The 22,303-nt window shown below is 70.7% G+C and carries 17 protein-coding genes; 7 read left to right on the forward strand and 10 right to left on the reverse strand.

Translation table 11 applies throughout. From position 1 onward, the window contains the following. Positions 1-61 precede the first annotated feature (61 nt). The 6 genes from nrdE to ASF71_RS12240 form a co-directional block, all read right to left on the reverse strand. A complete protein-coding gene (nrdE, locus tag ASF71_RS12215) occupies positions 62-2,149 on the reverse strand; it encodes a class 1b ribonucleoside-diphosphate reductase subunit alpha (RefSeq protein ID WP_056300253.1) in 2,088 nt (695 codons plus the stop codon). A gap of 111 nt (positions 2,150-2,260) precedes the next feature. Continuing rightward, complete coding sequence (gene nrdI, locus ASF71_RS12220; protein WP_056300256.1) at positions 2,261-2,650, reverse strand: class Ib ribonucleoside-diphosphate reductase assembly flavoprotein NrdI; 390 nt, start codon at positions 2,648-2,650, stop codon at positions 2,261-2,263. Positions 2,651-2,897: 247 nt separating this feature from the next. After that, complete coding sequence (locus ASF71_RS12225; protein WP_056300259.1) at positions 2,898-3,656, reverse strand: ABC transporter permease; 759 nt, start codon at positions 3,654-3,656, stop codon at positions 2,898-2,900. After that, positions 3,656-4,597 carry an ABC transporter ATP-binding protein gene (locus ASF71_RS12230; RefSeq protein WP_056300263.1) on the reverse strand — a complete coding sequence of 314 codons (942 nt, stop codon included), beginning with the start codon at positions 4,595-4,597 and terminating at the stop codon, positions 3,656-3,658. The genes ASF71_RS12225 and ASF71_RS12230 overlap by 1 nt, the downstream gene beginning before the upstream one ends. A gap of 76 nt (positions 4,598-4,673) precedes the next feature. Continuing rightward, positions 4,674-5,867, reverse strand: coding sequence for an ABC transporter permease (locus ASF71_RS12235; protein WP_082505966.1), 1,194 nt, complete (start codon positions 5,865-5,867; stop codon positions 4,674-4,676). An 85-nt stretch (positions 5,868-5,952) separates the two neighbouring features. Further along, positions 5,953-6,867, reverse strand: a complete 915-nt coding sequence (locus ASF71_RS12240; RefSeq protein WP_056300267.1) for a glycine betaine ABC transporter substrate-binding protein — start codon at positions 6,865-6,867, stop codon at positions 5,953-5,955. A 275-nt stretch (positions 6,868-7,142) separates the two neighbouring features. On the opposite strand from ASF71_RS12240, the gene ASF71_RS12245 reads away from it, so the two are divergent. The 7 genes from ASF71_RS12245 to ASF71_RS12275 all read left to right on the forward strand — a co-directional run bounded on the left by ASF71_RS12245 (position 7,143) and on the right by ASF71_RS12275 (position 16,360). Then, positions 7,143-8,015, forward strand: a complete 873-nt coding sequence (locus tag ASF71_RS12245) for a GGDEF domain-containing protein (RefSeq protein ID WP_056300271.1) — start codon at positions 7,143-7,145, stop codon at positions 8,013-8,015. A gap of 179 nt (positions 8,016-8,194) precedes the next feature. Continuing rightward, positions 8,195-9,331 (forward strand): ABC transporter substrate-binding protein, encoded by a 1,137-nt coding sequence (locus tag ASF71_RS12250; RefSeq protein WP_056300275.1) that lies wholly within the window; start codon positions 8,195-8,197, stop codon positions 9,329-9,331. Between the two features lie 98 nt (positions 9,332-9,429). Continuing rightward, entirely contained in the window at positions 9,430-10,479 is a 1,050-nt protein-coding gene (locus ASF71_RS12255) for a branched-chain amino acid ABC transporter permease (RefSeq protein ID WP_056300278.1), read from the forward strand. Beyond that, the gene (locus tag ASF71_RS12260; RefSeq protein ID WP_056300282.1) at positions 10,476-12,275 is read left to right on the forward strand and encodes an ATP-binding cassette domain-containing protein; all 1,800 of its coding nucleotides are present in this window, start codon (positions 10,476-10,478) and stop codon (positions 12,273-12,275) included. The genes ASF71_RS12255 and ASF71_RS12260 overlap by 4 nt, the downstream gene beginning before the upstream one ends. Next, positions 12,272-12,976: an ABC transporter ATP-binding protein gene (locus ASF71_RS12265; protein WP_056300285.1), complete on the forward strand. Its 705-nt coding sequence runs from the start codon at positions 12,272-12,274 to the stop codon at positions 12,974-12,976. The genes ASF71_RS12260 and ASF71_RS12265 overlap by 4 nt, the downstream gene beginning before the upstream one ends. Positions 12,977-13,068: 92 nt before the next feature. After that, complete coding sequence (locus ASF71_RS12270) at positions 13,069-16,062, forward strand: AAA family ATPase (RefSeq protein ID WP_082505968.1); 2,994 nt, start codon at positions 13,069-13,071, stop codon at positions 16,060-16,062. Positions 16,063-16,123: 61 nt separating this feature from the next. Beyond that, on the forward strand, positions 16,124-16,360 hold the full coding sequence (locus tag ASF71_RS12275) for a hypothetical protein (protein ID WP_056300292.1): 237 nt from the start codon (positions 16,124-16,126) through the stop codon (positions 16,358-16,360). 58 nt (positions 16,361-16,418) lie between these two features. Here the strand turns inward: ASF71_RS12275 and cydB are convergent, their stop codons facing one another. The 4 genes from cydB to ASF71_RS12295 are packed head-to-tail and all read right to left on the reverse strand — an operon-like array spanning position 16,419 to position 22,208. Beyond that, positions 16,419-17,471 carry a cytochrome d ubiquinol oxidase subunit II gene (cydB, locus tag ASF71_RS12280; protein ID WP_082505969.1) on the reverse strand — a complete coding sequence of 351 codons (1,053 nt, stop codon included), beginning with the start codon at positions 17,469-17,471 and terminating at the stop codon, positions 16,419-16,421. Then, positions 17,468-18,883, reverse strand: coding sequence for a cytochrome ubiquinol oxidase subunit I (locus ASF71_RS12285; protein ID WP_056300296.1), 1,416 nt, complete (start codon positions 18,881-18,883; stop codon positions 17,468-17,470). Before ASF71_RS12285 ends, cydB begins: the two co-directional genes overlap by 4 nt. Next, positions 18,880-20,496 carry an amino acid ABC transporter ATP-binding/permease protein gene (locus ASF71_RS12290; protein WP_056300300.1) on the reverse strand — a complete coding sequence of 539 codons (1,617 nt, stop codon included), beginning with the start codon at positions 20,494-20,496 and terminating at the stop codon, positions 18,880-18,882. The genes ASF71_RS12285 and ASF71_RS12290 overlap by 4 nt, the downstream gene beginning before the upstream one ends. Next, a complete protein-coding gene (locus tag ASF71_RS12295; protein ID WP_056300303.1) occupies positions 20,493-22,208 on the reverse strand; it encodes an ABC transporter ATP-binding protein/permease in 1,716 nt (571 codons plus the stop codon). The genes ASF71_RS12290 and ASF71_RS12295 overlap by 4 nt, the downstream gene beginning before the upstream one ends. Between the last annotated feature and the right edge of the window lie 95 nt (positions 22,209-22,303).

Below are 22,303 nucleotides of genomic sequence, written 5' to 3' on the forward strand. Positions count from 1 at the left end.
CTTACCAGATATAGCGCAAAATGTGACCGATCTACCAGCAGTTGTACGGTCCGAGCTCGGATCACACGGCGCAGGTCAGGCATTCCTCGATGCTCATCTTGCGCAGACGGGTGTAGTACAGCGTCTTCACGCCGCGCGAGAAGGCGTAGAGATAGTAGCGCTGCAGGTCGCGGGTGGTCGCGTTGCTCGGAATGAACAGGGTGCAGGAGATGCCCTGGTCGACGTGCTTCTGAATGGTCGCGACCGTGTCGATCACGCGGCGTTGGTCCATGTCGTAGGCCTCTTCGTAGTACCACTCGGTATCGGCACTGAGGTGCGGCATGGGGTAGATGGTGCGGGCCTTGTTGCTCGTGCGGGTCTCAACCTTCTCGGTCACGGGCATCACGCTGGCCGAGGCGTGCGAGACGTAGCTGATCGACCCCGTCGGCGCGACTGCCATGACGAACGAGTGAGCCAGGCCGTGCGTCTGGATATCGGCCACGAGTTGCTTCCAGTCCTGACGGGTGGGCAGGGTCTGGTTGCCGAACAGCGCCACGATCTCGGGCGTCACGGGCCGAAAATCGCGTTCCAGATACTGCTCGAAGTGCTCGCCGCTCTGGTACCGGCTGCCCTCGAAGCCCCGGAACACGAACCCGGTGTCACGCGCGATTTCCATGCTGGCTTTGCGGGCGTGGTAGTGCATGGCGGCAAAGAACACGTCGCAGAACTCCAGCGCCTCGGGGCTGCCGTAGATGAGTTCGGACTTGGCGAGGAACGAGTGCAGGCCCATCGCGCCCAGGCCGATCGAGCGCATCTCGTCATTGGCGCGCCGTACGGCCGGCACCTCGTGAATGCTCGTGCTGCGGGCCACGTTGTCCAGCATGCGGATCGCCGTACCGACGACCGCGCCGAGGTCACGGCTCTCCATCGCACGCTCGATGACCAGCGAGGCGAGGTTGCAGCTCACGTCCAGGCCCACGCGGTCTTTGCTCTCTTGGCCGTAGGGATGGAAATAGCTGGGCAGCGTGGGTTGCAGGATTTCGCTGCACAGGTTGCTCATCTTGATCGAGCCGACGTTCGGGATGGGGTTGGCGCGGTTGGCGTTGCCCTCGAACAGCAGGTAGGGGTAGCCGCTTTCGCCCTGCGTCACGGCGATGTCTTCGAGGATGCGCCGGGCCGAGACACGCTTCTTGCGGATGTTGGGGTTGTCGGCCAGGGTCTGGTACTCGCGCGTCCAGTCGATGTCGGTGAACTCGCGCCCCGTCTCCTGCCACAGCGAGTGCGGGTAGAACTGGAAGATATCCTCGCCGGCGCGCACCTTGTCCAGGAACACGTCGGGAATCGTCGCGCCAACAGATAAGGTCTTGAGGCGAGCGTCCTCGTCGGTGGCGATCTTCTTGGCGTTCAGCGTGTCACCGAAATCGGCGTGCATGACGCTGAGATAGATCGCTCCGGCGCCGGGACGCTGCCCGGCCTGGTCGGCGTAGCGCAGCATGTTGTCGAGCATCTTGGCGACGCCCATCACGCCCTTGGTCACGTTCTGGATGCCGCGCAGCGACTCGCCGCGCGCCCGCAGGTTGCTGACCTCCACCCCGATCCCCCCGCCGCCCTTGCTCAGTTCTGCGACGAACGATAGCGTCTTGGTGATCGAGTCGAGGTTGTCCGTGCAGTCCTGAAGCAGAAAGCAGCTCACGAGGCGGCCGGTGTTCGCCTTGCCCGAGTTCATCAGGGTCGGCGTGGCGGGCGTAAAGGTCTGGTTCACCAGGTGGTGCACGAGATCCAGGGCGCCTTCCACCGTCTCGGAGCGGGCCAGGGCAGTCAGCGCCATGCGGTCCTCGTAGCGCTCCAGCCACCGCGAGCGGTCGGGGGTCATGGTGGCGTACTCGCTGTAGAACTTGTACGCCCCCATAAAGGCCTTGAACCGGAACTTGTAACCGTATGCCTTCTCGAAGACCTGCTGCACTTCCTGGGGGGTGTAGCGGGTGAACAACTCGGCGTCCCACAGGCCGTGCTCGACCATGTAGCGCACCTTCTCGGCGAGGTTGTGGAAGAACACGGTGTTGGGGTTGACCTTCTCCTGAAAGAAGGCCTGCAATGCCTCGGTGTCGTACCGGGTGTCCACGACACTTCCGGCAAGCACCTTGTTGTTCAGTTCGATCCAGCGTTCCATCGGTCCAGAGTAGTTGGGAAACTTGGAAAAGTAAAGCAGTATATGATTTAAACTAAGGCTGGGCTGTCCTAAGCTGGACAACCCGTCGGGAGTTGAGCTTTACAGGTCGGCTCAGGCCTGGGTCTGTTCCTGATCCCACTCACGCAGCCACGCGGCGACCGTCTCGCGGTCCTTGGCCGTACCGCCCTTGTTGATCTTGGCGATCAGGGGCACGCCGTAGCGCGCGGCGATGAGGTCGCCTGCCCGCCCAAAGTTGTCTCCCCAGTGAAAACTGCCGCTGGACACCACGCCGCGCAGCCTCTCGCCGTGCTGCTCGAGAAACTTCGCTGTACTGGCCGGAATCTGCCCGGTGCCGAAGGTGTACGTGAACAGCACGAAGTCGCCCTGCGGCTCGGCGGCCTGGACCGGCTGGGCGTCCAGGGGGCATTCCGGCAACGCGGCCTGCACCCCCCCGACGAAACGGCGCACGTTCCCGGTCAGCGAATCGAAAGCGAGCAGCATCAAACAACCTCCGGCCGCGGAACGGCGCGTGAAGGGGCAGCCCGGCCGGGGGGCCAGAGCAGGGCGAGAGAAGGAAGGCGGGGGACGTAAGGTCAGCGGCAGCTCGCCCAGCTTTAGGCAGCGCCAGGATGACCTGACGAACGGAGTTGAGACAGATACTACCCCTTGCACCTGGGGGCGTCAATGACACCAGGGCTTGTATCTGGATTCGGTCAATTGTGGGGGAGCCCGAACAGTGTACCAGTCCTCAGCCAGCCGCGTCTGAAGGTTCGCGCCGGGCGAGCAGGCCCAGCAGGGCGTCTAGGCTCAGAGCCAGCAGGGCGCTCAGGATGGCCCCGACCAGCACCAGACCGGTGTTCTGCTGCGACAGCCCGTTGATGATCGGCAGGCCCAGGCCCCCAGCGCCGAGCGCTGCCCCGATGGTCGCTGTGCCCACGTTGTAGACCGTGCTCGTGCGCACGCCCGCGAGGAGCACAGGCAAGCTCAGGGGCAGCTCGACGCGGCGCAGCCGCTGTCCCGGCGTCATGCCCATGCCGCGCGCGGCGTCGAGCACCGAGCGGTCCACCGCCAGTAGCCCCGCGACCCCGTTGGACACCACCGGCACGAGGCCGTACAGCACCAGTCCGAGCAGCGTAGGCCGCAGCCCCAGCCCCAGCGTAGGCACCGCGAGCGCCAGGATGGCGAGGGTAGGCACCGTCTGGCCCAGGCCGGTGAGTGCTTCGGCCAGCCGCATGAGGGCGGCGCGGCCCGGCCGGGTCACGAAGACGGCCAGCGGCAGACCGACGAGCAGCACCACGGCCTCCGCCCCGAACACCAGCGCCAAGTGCACCAGCGTGAGGGCCCACAGCGGCGAGTCGCCCACGTCCGGTGCCTCACCCGCCGAGAAGGGGGAGAGCAGCTGGGGCAGGACGCCGGGGATCAGGCAGATGAGCAGCAACGCGGGCCACACCAGCGCCCCCCAGGGCACGCGGCGGCGGGAGCGGGGGGCGGGGGCGAGCGCGGTCATCAGGCCTGCTCCAGCGCCTGCCAGCCCACCACGCCGCGCACCTGCCCTTGGTCGTCCACGACCGCGACTGCCTCGGTGCCCTCGCGCAGCATCACACTCAGGGCACTTCGGGCGTTCAAGGTGGCCGAGACGTGGGGCAGTCCCGTAGCGTCGCCGGGCCGCGCGAGGTCGCCCACGCGCAGACCCGCGAGCTGACGCAGCCGCGCGTCCTCGCCCAGAAACTGCTGCACGAACTCGCTGGCGGGCCGGCGCACGAGGTCGTCGGGCGTGCCGAACTGCGCGAGTTCGCCGCCGCGCATCAGCGCCACGTAGTCGCCCATCCGCAGCGCCTCGTCAATGTCGTGCGTGACCATCACGATGGTCTTCTTCAGGCGCCGCTGGATGTCCAGGAAGGCGTCCTGCACGTGATCGCGCGCCAGGGGGTCCAGGGCCCCGAAGGGCTCGTCCATGAGCAGCACCGGCGGGTCGGCGGCCAGGGCGCGCGCCACCCCAACGCGCTGCGCTTGCCCGCCCGACAGCTCGGCGGGGCGCTTGTGCGCGAACTGCGCGGGCTCCAGCCCCACCAGCCCCAGCAACTCGCGGACCCGCTCTCGCGTCTTGCCTCTGGGCTGCCCCAGCAGGTCGGGCACGGTGGCGACGTTCTGCTCGACCGTCAGGTGAGGAAAGAGACCGATCTGCTGAATGACGTAGCCGATGCGGCGGCGCAGCGCCTCGGGCCGACCCGCGAGCACGTCCGCGCCGTCAATCAGAATCTGCCCGCCAGTCGGTTCGATCAGGCGGTTGATCATGCGCAGGGTGGTTGTCTTGCCGCAGCCCGACGGCCCCAGGAGCGCCGTGATCTGGCCGTCAGGAAAGGTGAGGCTCAGGTCGCGCACGGCATAGAAGTCCTGGCCCGTCTGCGGGTTGGCGTAGCGTTTTTCGAGGTTTCGCAGTTCGATCATGGCCGTGTCCTGTCGCCGCTGGGGCAGAGGGAAATTCCGAGTCCGTCGTGGAAAGGGGGCCGGAGTGGATGAAGGCTCACGCCCGCCCCAGCGCATTGCCCAGCGCCTGCTCCAGCGCCCGTAGCCCCTGATCAAGCAGCACGGCGAGCAGCGCTGCCGGCACCGCCCCGAGCAGGATGAGGTCGCCCGCGCCGCTCTGCAAGCCGCTGAAGATGAAGTAGCCCAGCCCGCCCGCGCCGATGAGCTGCGCGACGCTCGCCACCCCCACGAGGAGCACCGCCGCCTGCCGCACGCCGCTGAGCCACACCGGCAGGGCCAGCGGCAACTGCACGCGCCAGAAGCGCTGCGCCCCCGACATGCCCATGCCGCGCGCGGCGTCGAGCACTCCTGGCGACACGCCCCGCAGGGCGACCACGCCGTTACGCAGCACCGGCAGCAGGGCGTACAGCGTCAGGGCGGTGAGCGCGGGCGCGGTCCCGATGCCGCTGACTCCCAGCTCGCGCAGGCCCGGCACCGCGTTCGACAGGGCCGAGAGCGGCGCGATGAGCAGGCCCAGCAGTGCGAGACTCGGCACGGTCTGGATGGCGTTCGCGGCCCCCAGCACCGCCCCCGCCACCCGCTCACGGCCCGAGGCCCAGACCGCCAGCGGCGCCCCGATGAGCAGCGCCAGCCCCAGCCCCGAGAGCACCAGCCGCACGTGCTGTCCGAGTTCCTGCCCGAATCTCGCCTGCTGCACGCTCAGCTCGCGCGTTACCGACCAGTCGGAGAAGTGTCCCGAGAGCAGCAGCGCCGCCGCGACCGGCAGCCACAGCCAGGGCAGGGGCCGGGCCCACCGGGCCAGTCGTCCGGCCACCATGCCCGCGCCGTACACGGCCACCGCCGCGCCCAGCAGCCACAGCCACACGCCGCTGCTCGCGCTTGCGCGGGCGATCTCGCTCTGGCCCTGCATGGCCGCCGCGGTCCGGTCGCCCAGCCACCAGAGGCCCAGACTCAGGGCGGCGGGGGCCAGGACGGGCACCCCCGCCGGCAACAGTCGCCCTGCCAGGGGCACCGCCAGCGCCAGCAACGCACCCAGGACCGCCTGCGTGGAGGGCAGGTGCAGATATTCACCCTGGGCCAGACGGTTGGGCCGCAGCAGCACCCAGGGGAGCAGGCAGGCCAGCAGCATAGGGACGGCGCCGAGCCACAACACGAGTTGCAGGTCGCCGGGCAGACTGGGCCGCAACGGGCGCGCGCGGCCGGGGGGCGGTTCGTGGGTCGCGGTCGTCATCGGCGTCTTCTCCAGCCGTCACTTGGCAGCGCCCAAAGGGAAGGGGCGGGCCGCATGGTCTGGCCCGCCCCCTGGTCCCTCCGGCTCACTTGATGAGGTTCTTGCTCTTGAGGTAGGCGGCGGCCACGTCGCTGGCCGTGCGGCCTTCGAGGGCCACCTGACCGTTCAGGCGCTGCATGGTGGGGGCGTCCAGAGTGGCGAAGACCTTGTTGAGCAGCCCGGCGATCTGCGGGTTGGCCTTCAGCACGCTCGTACGGATCGTGGGTGAGGGCTGATACACGGCCTGCGCGCCCTTGGGGTCGGTAAGGGCCACGAGGTTCAGGGCGCTCAGGGTGCCGTCGGTGCCGTACGCCATCGCGCCGTTCACGCCGTTGGTGCCGGCGGCGGCGGCCTGCTGGGTCTGGGGCGGGGTCGCGCCGGCCAGCACAAGCTTCTGCGCGGCCGTGAGCTTGAAGCCGTAGGCCTTCTCGAACGCTGGGAAGGTGTCGGGGCGGTTGAAGTATTCGGGGCTGCCCGCGATCTTGAACGCGCCGCCGCCCTTGACGTAGCGCGCGAGGTCGGCCACGCTCGTCAGCTTGTTGGCCTGCGCGAGCTTCTGGGGCACCGAGATGACCCAGGTGTTGTTCACGTTGGCGGGGTTGAGCCACGTGATGCCCTTGGGCGCGTCGAGGCGGCGGGCCAGCACCAGGATCTGCGTGCGGTTACCGGCCTGCGCCGGGGTGATCTTGGCCTCGGGGAACAGGTACACGACGTTGCCGGTGTACTCGGGGTACACGTCCACCTCGCCGGAGGAGATGGCCTTGCGCAGCACGCCGGTGTCGCCCAGGGCGGTCTTGTCGGTGACGTCCAGGCCGGCGTTCTTGAGGGTCAGCAGGATCATCTGCCCCAGCACCTGCGCCTCGGGGTCGAGCTTGCTGCCCACCACGATGGGCTTGGCGGCGGCGGTGCCGATCAGTGCGGCGGCGGTCAGGGACAGCAAAACGGAGGACAGTCGGTTCATGGGGTCTCCAGAAGAAAGGCAAGGTCGGGGGAGATGTCCGTACCAGAGCGGCGCGGAATTCAACGTTCTAGAGTAGGCGAGCCGCCGGCGAGAACGGTGTGCTGGCTGACAGGTCGCCCAGCCCTTTCTTCATGTTCGGTCCAGGACCGGTCCCTGGCCTCCTTTCCTAAATATTTCGTCAGACAGGGTCGTCATTAGGTAACGGTGCATTAACGCTGAATGATCACACTGGTCTTACATCGTTTACCTACCCTACCGGAGACGAGGAGACCACCTTGAATTCCCCTGACGACTGGACCTTCGAACACCTGCCGCTGCCTGCCCTGCTGTGGCCCTCGCGCTGGAGCGGCGTCGCTCCCCGGCCCAACGCCGCCTTCACGCGGACCTTTGGTCTCGACCTGCTGCTCGCGCGCCGGCCGGACCTGGGGCATCTGCCGGACGGCGCCCACGTGTTGCGGCTGGGCCGTCCCGGCGCCGCCTGGGACTGGGACGCGCGGGTGTGCCGGCTGCATCTGGGCACCCGGCCCGACGGGTCGCGGCTCGCCCTGGTGGTGGACCTTCAGGCCGAGTATCAGGACCCATTGACCGGTCTGGAGGACCGCCGCGCCCTGCTGCTCGACACGGGGGAGACGGCCCAGACGCAGCTCGGCAGCCTCGCCCTGCTCGACGTCGACGGATTCAAGGAGGTCAACGACACCCTCGGCCACAAGGCTGGCGACGACGCCCTGCGCGCGCTGGCCGAGCTGCTCGCGGCGGCGGCCCGGAGCTGGGGGGCGCGGGCCTACCGCCTGGGCGGCGACGAGTTCGTGGTCTGCGCGCCCGGCTATCTGGGGGCCAGAGAACTGGGCACGGTCCAGGCCCAGTTCGCCGAGCACCTCGCGGCCCAGTTGCCCGGTACCCGGCTGCGCGGCGCCGCTCCGCGCAGCTTTTCCTACGGTCTGGCCCAGGCCCCCCAGGACGGCGCCGCGCTGGCCGAGCTGCTGCGCTGCGCCGACGCCCGGCTGGCGGGCAGCAAGAAGCGCCGGCGCGGTACCCAGGCTGCCCAGGTCGCCCGGCTTCAGGAGCGCCCTGCGGCCGTGCTGGCACCGGACGGCCCGGCCCTCCTCTGGCCGGGGCTGTCGTGGCTGCCGCTGCGCAAGAACGCCTGAGCCTCCTGCCTCCGTCCCCGACCCCGGTCCCCTTCCTGCTGCGGAGGGGGACTTTTTGCTGGACGCAGCCGGACTGTCGGCCCAGTGGGGGCCCTCCGGTCTGCTAGATTCCAGGCACCCACAATTCCGTGTCTTGGCCCAGCCTGCGGCCAGGTCCGTCTTTTCCGGAGGTCTGCCCTATGAAGCGTCTGCTCTTGACTGCTGTTCTCGCCTGTACCGCCACCGCCCTCGCCGACGTCCGCGTGGGGGTGATCGTCTCGGGGACCGGCCCCGCCGCCAGCCTGGGCATCCCCGAGCGCAACACGGTTGCCCTGCTGCCCCAGACCATCGCGGGCCAGAAGGTCGTGTACACGATCCTGGACGACGCCTCCGACACCACCGCCGCCGTGACGGCCGCGCGCAAACTCGTCCAGGAAAACAAGGTGGACCTCATCATCGGCACGACGACCACCCCGGCGTCCCTGGCCATGATTGACGTGGCTGCCGAGAGCAAGACCCCCATGATCTCGCTGGCGGCCTCCGAGAGCATCATCAAGCCCGTGGACGCGCGGCGCTCCTGGGTGTTCAAGACGCCGCAGACCGACGCCCTGATGGCGGCGGCTATCGCGGCCCACATGGCGAGCACCGGCATCAAGACGGTCGGGTACATTGGCTTCAACGACGCCTACGGCGAAGGCTGGCTTGCCGAATTGCAGAAGGCGGCGGCGACGCGCGGCCTGAAGATAGTCGCCACCGAGCGCTACGCCCGCACCGATACGAGCGTGACCGGGCAGGTGCTCAAGGTGGTGGCCGCGCGCCCCGACGCCGTCCTCATCGGCGCCTCGGGCGTACCGGCCGTACTGCCGCAAAAAGCCCTGAAGGACCGCGGCTACGCCGGCAAGATCTACCAGACGCACGGCGTCGCCAATGCGGACTTCCTGCGGGTGGGCGGCAAGGACGTCGAGGGCGCGATTCTGCCCGCCGGGCCGGTGCTCGTCGCCGATCAGCTCCCGGCCACCAATCCCAACCGCAAGGTGGGGCTGAGCTACGTGAACCTGTACGAGGGCAAATACGGCCAGGGCAGCGTCTCGACCTTCGGCGCCCACCTGTGGGACGCGGGCCTGATCCTGCAAAAAGCCGTGCCCCAGGCCCTGAAAAAGGCCAAGCCTGGCACCCCCGAGTTCCGCTCGGCCCTGCGGGACGCCATCGAGGGCACGCGCAACGTGATCGGCGCGCACGGCATCTTCAACTACAGCTCGTCCGACCACCTGGGTCTGGACGCCCGCAGCCGCGTGATGGTGCAGGTCGTCAACGGCACCTGGAAGCTGCTGAAGTAGGCACTGGGGGCCGCGCCCCGGTACACGTTATCCCCGGCGAAGAGGGGGGAGGCCCGTTCCTCTCTCCCTCTTCCGGCTGTTTCTCATACAGGTGAGCCTTGGACATTTTCGACCCATCCATTTTTCCGATCCTGACTGCCGACGGCCTGACCAATGGCGCCGTGTACGCGCTGCTCTCGCTGGCGCTGGTGCTCGTGTTCGCCGTGACACGGGTGATTTTCGTGCCGCAGGGCGAGTTCGTGATGTTCGGCGCGCTGACTCTCGCGGCGCTGCAACAGGGCAAGGTGCCCGGCACGCTGAATTTCGTGCTGGCGCTGCTCCTGATCGCCACGGTGCTGAACGTGGTTCGCGCCCTGCGGGCCGGTGACCGCCGGGCAGCGGGCCTGAGCGTGCTGTGGGCCGTGCTTGGCGGCGGCGCGCTGTGGGGCATAACGCACGCGCTGGCCGGAGCGGGCACGCCGCTGTGGGTGCAGGTCCTGCTGACGCTGCTGCTCGTCGTGCCGCAGGGGCCGCTGCTGTACCGCGTGGTGTTCGAGCCGCTGCGCAACGCGACCGTTCTCGTGCTGCTCATCGCCTCGGTGGCGCTGCACCTGGCCCTGACGGGTCTGGGGCTGGCCTTCTTCGGCGCCGAGGGCAGCCGCACGCCCGCCTTCGCGCAGGGCAACGCCCAGATCGCCGGCGTGACCCTCAGCCTCCAGAGCCTCCTCGTGATCGGCGTGTCGGCGCTGCTGATGCTGGGGCTGGCGCTGTTCTTCGGGCGCACGCTGGCGGGCAAGGCGCTGCGGGCCACGGCCGTCAACCGCCTGGGAGCGCGGCTGGTCGGCATCCGGCCCGAGGCGGCGGGGTCGCTGGCCTTCACGCTCGCCGCGCTCATCGGGGCCCTGAGCGGCCTGCTCATCGGGCCGAGCATCGCCATCGGTTACGACTCGGGCTTTCTCATCGGGCTCAAAGGCTTCATCGGGGCGATCATCGGCGGGCTGGTGTCGTTCCCGGCGGCGGCGGTGGGCGCGCTCCTGGTGGGCCTCATCGAGAGCTACGCCAGTTTCAGCCTCTCGCAGTGGAAGGAAGTCATCGTGTTCACCCTGATTCTGCCGGTACTGCTGTGGCGCAGCCTGAGCAGCCGCCACCACGACGAGGAGGAGGAATGAGTGCTCCGGCCGTCACGGCGCCGCGCCGTCCCTCCGCCCGGCTGTGGCTGACCATCGTGGCCGTCCTGGCCGCGCTGGCACTGCCGCTCGCGCTGCCCGAATTTCAGGTCACGCTCCTCACCAACATCGCCATCGCCGCGCTGACGGTGGTGGGCCTGGTGCTCCTGACAGGGGTCGCGGGCCTGACCAGTTTCGGGCAGGCGGCCTTCATGGGGGTGGGGGCCTACACGACAGCCGTGCTCACCACCGCCCATGGCTGGAACCCCTGGCTCACCCTGCCCGCCGGCATGGTCGTGACGGCAGCGGTCGCGCTGATTCTGGGCCTCGTCACCCTGCGGATGCAGGGGCACTACCTGCCGCTGGCGACCATCGCCTGGGGAATCAGTCTGTACTACGTGTTCGGCAACACGCCTGCACTGGGGGGCTTTACTGGGCTGCGCGGCCTGCCGCCGGTCTCGGTGTTGGGAATCACGCTGGACGACCCGCGCCGCTTCGCCTATCTCGCGCTGGTGTTTCTGGGTCTGGGGATCGTGGCGGCGCAGTTTCTGCTCAGTAGCCGGGTCGGGCGGGCCATGCGGGCGCTGCGCAGCGGCACGGTGGTCGCCGAGGCCTTCGGGGCGAGCACCTTCGCGCTGCGGGTGCAGGTCTTCGTGCTCTCGGCGGTGTTCGCCTCGGCGGCGGGGTGGCTGTACGCCCACCAGCAGCGCTTCGTCAATCCCACGCCGTTCGGCCTGAACGTGGGGATCGAGTACCTGTTCATGGCCGTGCTGGGCGGGGCCGGGTACGTGTGGGGCGGCGTGGCGGGGGCGGTGATCATCACGCTGCTGCGCGAGTGGTTGCAGGACCTGTTGCCTGCACTGCTGGGTACGTCGGGCAACTACGAGGTCGTCGCGCTGGGCATCTTGATCATCCTGACCCTGCAATTTGCGCGCCGAGGCCTGTGGCCGCTCGTTGAGCGCCTCGTGCCGGCCGGCCCGCCCCGGCTGCTGACCCGTGCGCTGACCTTTCCCCACCGGCCCCTGCCCGCGCCGGGTACGGATGTGCTGCGGGTGGACCACGCCGTCAAGCAGTTCGGCGGCCTGCGCGCGGTGAACGACGTGAGCTTCGGCGTCAATGCCGGCGAGATCGTGGGGCTCATCGGCCCCAACGGCGCGGGCAAGAGCACCATGTTCAACCTCGTCACCGGGGTCAGCCCGGCGACCTCGGGCGCCGTGACGCTGCTTGGGCGCGCCGCCGGGCGCCTGCCCGCACGCACCATTCACCGCCTGGGGGTCGCGCGAACCTTCCAGCACGTCAAGCAGTTTTCCGAACTCAGTCTGCTGGAAAACGCCATGATGGGCGGCTACGCCCGCGCCCGCGCCGGAATGCTCGGCAGCCTGCTGCACCTGGAACGCCGTGAGGAGGCCGCCCTGCAACAGGCCGCCCTGGCGCAACTCGGCCGCGTGGGGCTGCGCGACCGGGCCTTCGACCTCGCCGGGAACCTCGCACTCGGGCAGCAGCGCCTGCTGGAGATCGCCCGCGCGCTCGTGGCCGATCCCGCCTTCCTCCTGCTCGACGAACCGGCGGCAGGGCTGCGTTACGGCGAGAAGGCCGAGCTCGCTGCGCTGCTGCGCAAACTGCGTGACGAGGGCGTGACCATTCTCATCGTCGAGCACGACATGGACCTCGTGATGGGCCTGGTGGACCGCCTGGTCGTCATGAACGGCGGCCAGGAACTCGCCCAGGGCAGCCCACGCGAGGTGCGGGCCAACGCCGCTGTGCGCGAAGCGTACCTGGGTGCGGAGGTGGGACCATGACCGGTGAACTGCTGCTGCGTGTGGACGACCTGCACGTCAGCTACGGCCGCGTCGAGGCAGTGCGCGGCGTGAGCCTGAACGTCGGGGCGGGCCAGATCGTCTCGGTGATCGGGGCGAACGGCGCGGGCAAAAGCACGCTGCTCGCCGCCGTCATGGGGGCGCTGCCGTCAAAGGGCACCGTCGAGTACGGGGGCAGGGCGCTGCGGTACGTCGCGCTGGAAAGCCGCGTGGCCGCTGGCATGACGCTGGTCCCCGAGCGCCGCGAACTGTTCGGCTCGATGACGGTCGAGGACAACCTGCGCCTGGGGGCCTACACCCGCCGGGGCGTGGGCGATCTGGAGGGCGTGTATACCCGCTTCCCGCGCCTGCGCGAGCGCCGCACCCAGCACGCGGGAACCCTCTCGGGCGGTGAACAGCAGATGCTGGCAATTGGGCGCGCGCTCATGGCCCGGCCCCGGCTGCTGCTGCTTGACGAGCCCTCGCTGGGTCTGGCGCCCCTGATCGTGCGCGAGATTCTGCGGATCGTCGCCGAGTTGCGCGCGTCGGGCGTCACGGTATTGATTGTCGAGCAGAACGCCCGCGCCGCCCTGGCAATCAGCGACTACGGCTACGTTCTCGAGGGCGGGCAGGTCAGTGCCGAGGGCCCGGCCCGGCAGCTCGCCGACGATCCGGCCGTGGTGGCGAGCTACCTGGGCGGTTGACCGGTCTGGGGGTGTGGTGGGGCCGGTAGACAGGCCGTCCCCTCTCCGCCTTCTTCCCACAGCCCCGTCCCGACCGTTAAGCTGAACGGCAGATGAGCCGGCGGGTTCCGCTCCCCGCCGCGCCGCTCATGGAGGCCAGGACAATGCTGGTGCTGTCGGTTCTCGGAACGCCCACGGTGCAGGCCAGGGAGCAGCGGCTGACGCTGCGGCCCCGCCGTGTCGCCCTGCTCACCTACCTCGCGGTCTGCGGCCCGCAGCGGCGCCAGGACCTGTGCCCGCTGTTTTTTCCCGACGAGGCCGACCCGCGCGCGCGGCTGCGGCTGGAGGTCCACCGCCTCAAGGCCACGCCGCTCGCGCCGTACCTGGGCGCCGAAGGCGAGGTGCTGGAACTCAGTGCCATGTGCGACGCCACACAGTTTCGCCGCGACGTGGCGCGCGGCGACTGGGTTTCGGCGCTGGACGCCTGGCGGGGTGACCTCCTGAGCGGCGCGGATCTGAGCGGACTGCCGGACCTCGAAGAGTGGCTCGCCGCCGAGCGCGAGCGCCTCGGGGCGCTGCGGCTCTCGGCCTTCACGGGGCGGCTCTCGCAGCTCGACCACAGCGGCCGCGCGCGCGAGGCGACCGAGTTGGCCCGCGCCTTTCTCACCGCCGCGCCCCTGTCGGAGGCGGCCTGCGACGGGCTGGTGCGCCGGCTGCTGGCTGCGGGGCAGCGCGGTGAGGCGACGCAGGTGCAGCAGGCCTTCACCACGCGTTTCCGGGCCGAGTTCGGGTTCGCGCCGCAGCTCGGGGTGAGTCTGACCCCGCCCGAGCCGGCTGCGCGCCCCGCCGCACCCGAACCCTGGACCTGGCAGGCCCCGCCGTTGGTGGGCCGCGAGGCTCTGCTCATGCAGCTCGGCACCTGGGCTGCCGGGGCACCGGCCGGGCAACTGCTGCTCCTTCAGGGCGAGACGGGCGCGGGCAAGAGTGCCCTGGCGCTGGACTTCGCGCGGCGCCGGGGCGCGGTCGCCACCCTGCGCGGCTCGGAGCTCCACCGGCACGCGCCCCTGCACGCGCTGGTCCGTGCCCTGCGGCACGCCGCGCCGCAGCTCGTGGGGCTCGACCCGGCCACGCTCGCTACTTTGGCGGCTCTCGACCCAGAATTCGCCGCGTTGTCCGGCGGCGCTTCCGAGTTCGGGGAGCCGGAGTTCGGGGGACCGGGCTTCGGGCGGCCGGGCGTAGGCGGCCTGGGCAGCGAGGCGGCGCTGACGGCGGCCCTGATGCGCGCCCTGAGTGCCGTAATGGAAGGGGCAGAGACGGTCGTGCTCGACGACCTGCACTGGCTCGACGCCTCCAGCGTGCGGGTGCTGCTGCGGGTGCTCGACCGCGTGCGGACCCTGCCGCACCCTCCCCGCCTGCTGTGTACTGTGCGCCCCGGCGAGCTGCGCGCGGGCGACGCCCTGACCCAGACCCTAGGGGACCTCGAGCGCGCCGGGCGGCTGGTGCGCCTCGACGTGCCGCCCCTGAGCAGTCCTCAGGTGCTGCGGCTGCTGGGGAGCCTGCTGGGTCATCTGCCGGCCCTGCACCGTTCGGGCGAACTGTCGGGCGCTGGTCTGCCGGGCAGAGTGGACACCGGGGCCGCGCCGCTGGCGGATACGCTGCACCGCCTCAGCGGCGGCAACCCCTACGTGCTGCTGGCCTACCTGCGGGGACTGGAGACGCGCGGGCTGCTCGCGGCGCCGGGGGTGGGTGCGCTGACCTCCGAACAGCTCGAACGCGCGCTTCCTCCCGGCCTAGCCGACGTGCTGCTGCTGCCCCTGGACGCGGCGGGGCCGGCGGTGCTCGCACTGCTGGAGGCGGCAGCTCTGCAGGCGCAGCCCTTCGACCTCGGGGCGGCGCGCGCCGGCAGCGACCTGCTGCCCGGCGCCGCCGAGGCGGCCGTGGAAACGGCGCTGGAGCACCGCTGGCTGCGGCCCCTGCCGGGCCCCGGAACGCCGGGGCAGGGTGGGGGCCAGGGCAGTTACGCCCTGCAACACGATCTCCTGCGCCTCGCGCTGGTGAGCCGCACGCCACCTGCCCGGCAGCGCACCCTGCACCGCCGCATGGCCGAGTACCTGGGCGCACAGCTCGGCGCTCAGGGGCCGGACGCGGAGGGAAGCGAGGCAGGAGCCGCCCTGGCCCGCCACTGGGAGGAAGCGGGTGAGCCGGGCCGCGCCGGACCCCTGTGGCGCCGGGTTGCCGAGCGGGCCCGCGCGCTGTGGGGTCACCGCGAGGCGCTCGCGGCGCTGGACCATGCCCTGCGCTGCGAAACCGACCCGCGTGGGCGCGCTGAGCTGCACCTGTGGCGCGGACGGCACCATCAGGCCCTCAACCAGTTGGGGGCCTGGGAACATGAGCTGGACCGGGCGGCGGCGCTGCTCGGCGGCGAACAGCCCTGGCCGGACCTGTGGCTGCGGCTGGTCACCGAGCGCACCCACCTGTACTGGCGGCGGGGCGAGCCGCACGCCGCGCTGGCGGAGGGCGCGCCCTGGGCGGAGGGTCCCTGGACCGAGGAGCGCGGGCTGCTCCGGCACGACCGCGCCGCCATGCTCACCGATCTGGGCCGCCCCGAGGAAGCGGCGGCGGCGCTGCTGGCTCTGCTGGCCGAGCCGGAGCTGGCTCCCGGCAGTCTGCTGGCGGCCAACGTCCACGGCAGCCTGTCGCGGGCGGCGGCCGCCATGGACGACCTGCCCCTGGGGCTGACCCATGTAGCCGAGGCGCTGCGGGCCTTCGCGGCGCTGGGCAACAGCGGCGGCCTGATCGTGGCGTATCTCGCGCACGCGGGGCTCCTCGAACAGGGCGGGCAGGGAGCGGAGGCCCAGGCGGCGCTTCGCGGGGCCCTGGAGGTTGCCCGCAGCGCCCAGAACCTGCGGCTGTGGAAACTGAGCCTGAGCAACCTGCTGCTGCTCACCGAGGGCGCCGGCCAGGTGCAGGACGCCCTGGACTACGCCACCCAGGGCCTCGAACTCGCTGAGGCTAGCCTGGACGAGTCGGGCCAGAGCTTTTTCGCTGCGGCGCTGGACCGGCTGCGCCTCGCCCGCCGCGACCAGGCCGCGCCCCCGGTGGGGTAGACCCACCTGCAACGCTGCTGCAACGCCCTGGCCCTTAAGGTGGTGTTCAGGAGGGAATCCCATGACGACCCTGACCAAGAAGCTGCCCGCGCTGCTCGTGCCCACCCTGCTCTCGCTGCTGCCCCTGACCCTGCTGCCCTCGGCGGGCGCCGAAGGCTCGCCCTGCACCGGCCCCACGGGCATGAGCTGCACCATGCCCGGTACCTTCAAGATCGTGATTCCGGCCTGTTACTGCGACACTGGCCGCATCGTCATTCTGCCGCCCGTGACCGTGACACCTGTGGTGCGCGCGCCCTGATCCCGGAGGGCAGCGGCCCCCGCACCTGACTGGGCGGGGGCCGCTGCTGTTCAGGTAGCTAGGCCTCGGTGTCGGGCAGCACGCTCCCCGAGGGTTTGCCCCCGCTCTCGGTCACTCGCTGCCGGAACACGTAGTAGTTCCACGCCTGATATCCGATGATGAGCGGCAGGAAGATCACGCCGACCCAGGTCAGCAGGCGCAGGGTGTAGGGCTCGGAGGCGCTGTTCTGCACCGTCAGGGTATAGGCGTCGCCCAGCGTCGAGGGCAGCACGTTGGGCAGCAGGCTCAGGAAGATGGTGGCGGTCGAGGCCACGATGGTCAGACCCGTAGCGATGAACGCCAGGGCGTCGCGCTTCAGGGTGAGGGCCAGCCAGATCAGGCCCAGGTTCAGGGCCGCCGCCACCGGAAAGATCCACTCGGCGTATCCGAACGAGTTGAACAGTTCCTCGCGCACGAACCCCACATACACGAACAACAGCACGAGGACCGTCGCCGCCGCCCCAAAGCTCAGCGCGGCGGCGCGGGCGCGGGTGTACAGTTCGCTGCCCGTCTCCAACCTCAGCAGCAGGAAGGTCGCGCCGTGCAGTACGAACAGGCTCAGGGTCGCCAGGCCGCCAAGTAGGCTGAACAGGTCGAAGGCGTCCAGCGGCGTGCCCTGAAACCTGGCCCCCGCTCCGATGGGCAGCCCGCGCACCATATTCGTCATGATGACGCCCCACAAGAAGGCGGGCAGGGCGTTGCAGATGAACGAAGTCACGTCCCAGAACAGCCGCCAGCGCCGGTGGTCGATCTCTGCGCGGTACTCGAACGCCACCCCGCGCCCGATGAGAGCGAGCAGGATCAGGGCGAACAGCGGATAGAGCGAGGTCATCAGGGCGCCGTACCACACCGGAAACGCCGCGAAGATGACCCCGGCCGCCAGGATGATCCACACTTCGTTGGCCGCCCAGAAGGGACCGACCGTGCCGATCATGGCGCGGCGCTCAGCCTCGCGGCGGGCGAGGAAGGGTTGCAGCAGGCCGACCCCGAAGTCGAAGCCCTCCAGAAAGAAGTAGATGGTGAAGGTCAGGGCCACCACCCCGAACCACAGCGTGGGCAGGTCGATGTTCATGAACGGACCCCCTCTGGCAGGTATTCGGGCGACGGGATGGAGGGCGTCTCGACATCCGGCTCATGGATGCCCGCGCGGGCGGTGCGGGTCAGCAGGAACACGTCCAGCCCGATCAGGGTGAGGTACACGACCCAGAAGGCCACGAGCGAGAGCAGCACCGTCAGGGGCGAGAGGTTGCTCACGGCGTCCTGCGTGCGCAGCAGCCCCTGAACGATCCAGGGCTGGCGGCCCATCTCGGTGGCGATGAATCCACTGAAATTGGCGAGGTGGGGGGCGAGCGGCATGACCAGCAGCAGGGGGTAGAGCCGGCCGGGATCGTCGAGCTTGCCCTGCCGCCAGCGCCATATGTAGTACAGGCTCACGAGAAGCATGACGCCGCCCAGACCGACCATCACCCGGAAGGACCAGTACACCGGCCACACCCAGGGCACGTAGTCGCCGGGGCCGTACTTGGCCACGTATTCACGCTGAAGCTCGTTGATGCCCTGCGCCTTTTCGTTGAAGTTGTTGAAGGCCAGGAACGATCCGAGGTAGGGCAGCGACACTTCCAGGCGGTTTTCACGCAGGCCATTGCTGGGCAGTGCCAGCAGCGACTCGGGCATCTGATTGCCCGTGGGGGTGTCCCACAGGGCACTGAAGGCGGCGTACTTCATGGGCTGGTCACGCACGGCACTCTGGCCCTGCTCGTGGCCCGAGAGCGTGACGCCCAGCGAGCCGACCAGGGCCACGACCAGCGCTACCTTGAAGCTCGTGCGGAAGGACTCGACCTCGTGCCGCCGGCGCAGGTGGTAGGCGCTGACCGCCAGCACGAAGAAGGCGCCGACCGTCAGGCTGCCGGTCAGGATGTGCGCCGACCACTCCAGCCCCTTGGGGTTGAAGACGATGGCCGAGAAATCGGTCATGACGGCCCGGCCGTCCCGGATCTCGAAGCCGACCGGGTGCTGCATCCAGGCGTTGGCGATGATGATCCAGAAGGCACTGATCATGGTCCCGACCGACACGATCCAGATGCAGGCCAGCGACGCCCATGCCGGAATGCGCCCCTTGCCGAACCACCAGATGCCCAGGAAGGTGCTCTCCAGGAAAAAGGCCATCAGGACTTCGAGGGCGAGCGGCACCCCGAAGATGTTCCCAACGAAGTTGGAAAAGCCCTGCCAGTTCATGCCGAACTGGAATTCCTGCACGATGCCCGTGACCACCCCCACCGCGAAGTTGATGAAGAACAGGTGCCCGAAAAAGCGCGTGAGGTTCTCCATCCGCGCGCTGCCGCTGCGGTAGGCCAGCGTTTGCAGCACCGCGATCAGGAACGCGAAGCCCACCGTGAAGGGCACGAAGAAGTAATGGAAGATGCTGGTCGTGGCGAACTGAAAACGCGACAGGTCCAGCGCTGAGAAGCCGAGGATTTCGTTCATAGGGCGCGCCTCTGGGAAAGGGGGGAAGCGGTGGGGGCCAGGGGAAGGGAAGGAGCGGCGGAGCAGAGCTGCCCGTCCCGCAGTTCCAGTACCCGGCCCGCGAGTGCCAGCGGCGCGGGCCGGTGCGTGACGACGATCAGGGTGCGCCCGGCGGCCTCGCGGTCGAGTACGGCGAGCACCCGAGCCTCGGTCTCGGGGTCGAGGTGCGCGGTCGGCTCGTCGAGCAGCAGCAGGGGAGCGGGCCGCAGCAGCGCGCGCGCGAGGCTCACGCGGGCGCGCTCGCCGCCGCTCAGCGCCTGTCCGCCCTCGCCCACCCAGCCGTCCAGCGGCAGGTAGGCCAGGCCGAGGTCGTCCAAGAGGGCCCGGAGCCGCGCGTCGGTGGCCGACGGGTCCCCCAGGCGTAGGTTCTCGCGCAGGGTGCCGTCCAGCACCGGGGCGTGCTGTTCGTGCAGGCTCAGGGCGCCGCGCCAGGCCTGCGGGTCGAGGGCGCGCAGGTCCGTTCCGGAAACCAGTACGGCTCCTCCGTCCGGGTCGAGGTCACGGGCGATCAGGCGCAGCAGGGTGGTCTTGCCGCCGCCGCTGGCCCCGGTGATTGCCACCCGTTCGCCGGCCTGCAGGGTCAGGCACGCGCCTTCCAGCACCGCCCGTTCGCCCCGGCGCAGGGTGACGCGCCGCAGCTCCAGGCAGAGGGGGCCGGTGGGCACCGGGACGGGCTGGGCCGGGGCTGCGGGCGGAGCGGCCAGGGCCTCGTCGTCGCGGTTCACGGCCAACTCGGCCCGTGCCTGCGCGCCCGGCACGGCGGCCAGCCCGGAGAGGGCGTCGAAGGCGGCGGCGGTGCCCAGCACGGCGGCGGCGAGCAGTGGCCCGCTCAGCTCGCCCGCGCCCACCAGCGCCGCGCCGCGCCACAGCGTGCCCACCAGGGCGGCCGCAAAGGCCACGCCCTGCCCCAGCGCCACGGCCAGCCCCAGCCGCGCGAGGGTCAGCGCCGCGCGTTCCTGCGCCGCCGCGAGGGCCGCGAGCTGGGGCCGGCGTAGCGCCGCGCCCTCGCCCCCGGCAGCCAGCGTGTCGAGCAGCAGGGTGCCGTGTTCCTGCGTCAGCGCCATGTCCTGCCGGGCCGCGCGCGCCGCCGGGCCGCGCAGGGCCAGCACCTCCAGGGCCGCGAGCCCCAGCGGCAGGCCCGAGAGCGCCGCCAGTCCCGCGTCCAGCGTGAGCAGCCAGCCACTCCAGACGGCCAGGGCCGCCGCGAAGGCCACGAGCGGCAGCGTGACCCGCAGGGGCCGGAACTGCCGCGCTTCCAGATCGGCGCCCGCGCGGGCGAGCAGGTCCCCGCTGCGCTCGCCGGTCAGCCCCCGGCCGGCCGCGGCGAAACGGTCAAACAGCCCGAGGCGCAGGCGCTCGCCCAGGCGCAGCGCCGCTGCGTGGCCGCGCAGCCGCTCGGCGTATCGCAGGCCCGCGCGCCCCAGCCCCAGCGCCCGCACGCTCGTCGCCAGGACTCCCAGGCTCAAGAAGACCTCGGGCCGCAGCGCCGCCCTCGAGATGAGCACGCCGGAGGTTGCCGCCAGAAAGACTCCGCACAGGGCCGCCAGTGCCGCGAGGACCGCCGCGCCCCTCACGCGCTCCCCCCATGCAGGGTCAGGACGGGCCAGCCGGCGGGCGGGTCCCGGTGCGTGGCGAGCAGCACCGTGCGGCCCGCGAGTGCCTGTGCGGCGGCCGCGTACACCCCGGCCTCGCTCGCCGGGTCGAGGTGGGCCGTCACCTCGTCGAGCAGCACCACGTCGGCTCCCGACAGCAGCGCCCGCGCCAGGGCCAGCCGCGCTGTCTCGCCGCCCGAGAGCCAGGTGCCGCCCTCGCCCAGCGGGGTGTCCAGCCCCTGCGGCAGCCCGCGCGCCAGGGCCGCGAGACCGGTCGCCTCCAGAGCGGTCCACAGCACCGCGTCGGCCGTATCCGGGCGGCTCAGGCGCAGGTTGTCGCGCAGGCTCGCGGCCAGCAGCCGGGGGTGCTGCGGCACCAGCGCCACGCGCGCCTGCCAGGCGGCCGCTTCCAGCGTGTCCAGCGCCGCGCCGTTCACCCGGATCTTGCCCTGGTGGGGCCGGTGCTTGCGCAGGGCCTGGAGCAGGGTGGTCTTGCCGCTGCCGCTGGGTCCCTGCAGCGCGGCGTGGGTGCCCGGAGCCAGCACGGCGTTCAGGGTGCCGGGCACCCGCTCACCCAGGTCGGCCCGCGCGCCCGAAAAGGTCAGGGCGGGGACACCGGGGGCTACCGTCGCCGCGCCCTGCGGGGCCGCCCCGCGCGACAGCAGGGTACGCAGCCGCGCGGCCAGCGGCTCGGCGTCCATCGCGGCGTGACGGTCGGCGCCCAGGGCCCGCAGCGGCCCGAAGAACTCGGGCACGAGCATGAGCGCGGCCAGCGTCGGCGCGAGCTCGGCCGTGCCCCCGAAGAGCCGCACGCCGATCCAGACCGCGATGACGGCGGTGGACAGGGTCGCGGCGAAATCCATGACGAACCCGCTGAGAAAGGCCACGCGCAGCACGCGCATGGTCGTCTCGCGCTGCTGCCGGGCGCTGCGGGCCAACACGTCGCGGTAGGTGGCCGCGCCACCGAACGCATGCAGGGTGGGCAGCTCGCGGACCAGGGTCAGCAGCCGCGCCGAGAGCCGGGTCTGCGCAAGCCACTGCCGCTCGGTCGCCGCGCCGGTCGCCAGCCCCGCTAGGGCCAGCAGCAGCACCGCCAGCGGTCCGGCGATGAGCAGCAGCACGCCGCTGAGCGGATCGAGCCACAGGGTCAGCCCCGCGACCAGCGCGAAGGCCAGCGCCGAGTGCGCCGCGCCGGGCAGGTAACGCGCGTAGTAGGGCGTCAGGCGCGTCAGTTCGCGGTCGAGGTCGAGCAGGCCGGCCGTGCCGGTCCCGTCTCCGCCCTCGCCGGCCGCCGGCCCCAGGGCCAGGGCGTGGGCGACGAGTTCGGCGCGCCACTGCCGCACCATCCGCGCGGCGAGCCGGGCACCCAGAAATTCGCGCAGGGCGTTGAGGCCCACCCGGCCCAGCAGCAGCGCGCCGACGAGCAGAAGTTCGGAGAGGGCGGGCAGGGCGCGGTCCAGCAGGCCCGCGGCGACCAGCCGGGCCGTGATCACCCAGGCCGCGCCCGTGCAGGCCAGCGCCGCGGCGCTGAGCAGGGTGCTGAGGGCCAGGGCACGCCGCACGGGTGCCGAACGCGACAGCCAGCCCAGGGCGCCGCGCGCCGCCGAAGGAGCCGGAGCCGCGGCGAGCGGAGGCGCGGGCCGCGAAGGGGACCGGGAGGAAGCGGATTCTGGGGGGGAGAGAGGCAGACTCATGGATTGCTCCTGCATCTGAAAGCCGCGAGAACGATCGGCCGGAAGGTGAGCTTGCGAAAAACGTCACTTGCTTTGGGCCGGTCAGGGCCTGGGCA

It is taken from the genome of Deinococcus sp. Leaf326, assembly GCF_001424185.1.
Classification (GTDB): Bacteria; Deinococcota; Deinococci; order Deinococcales; family Deinococcaceae; genus Deinococcus.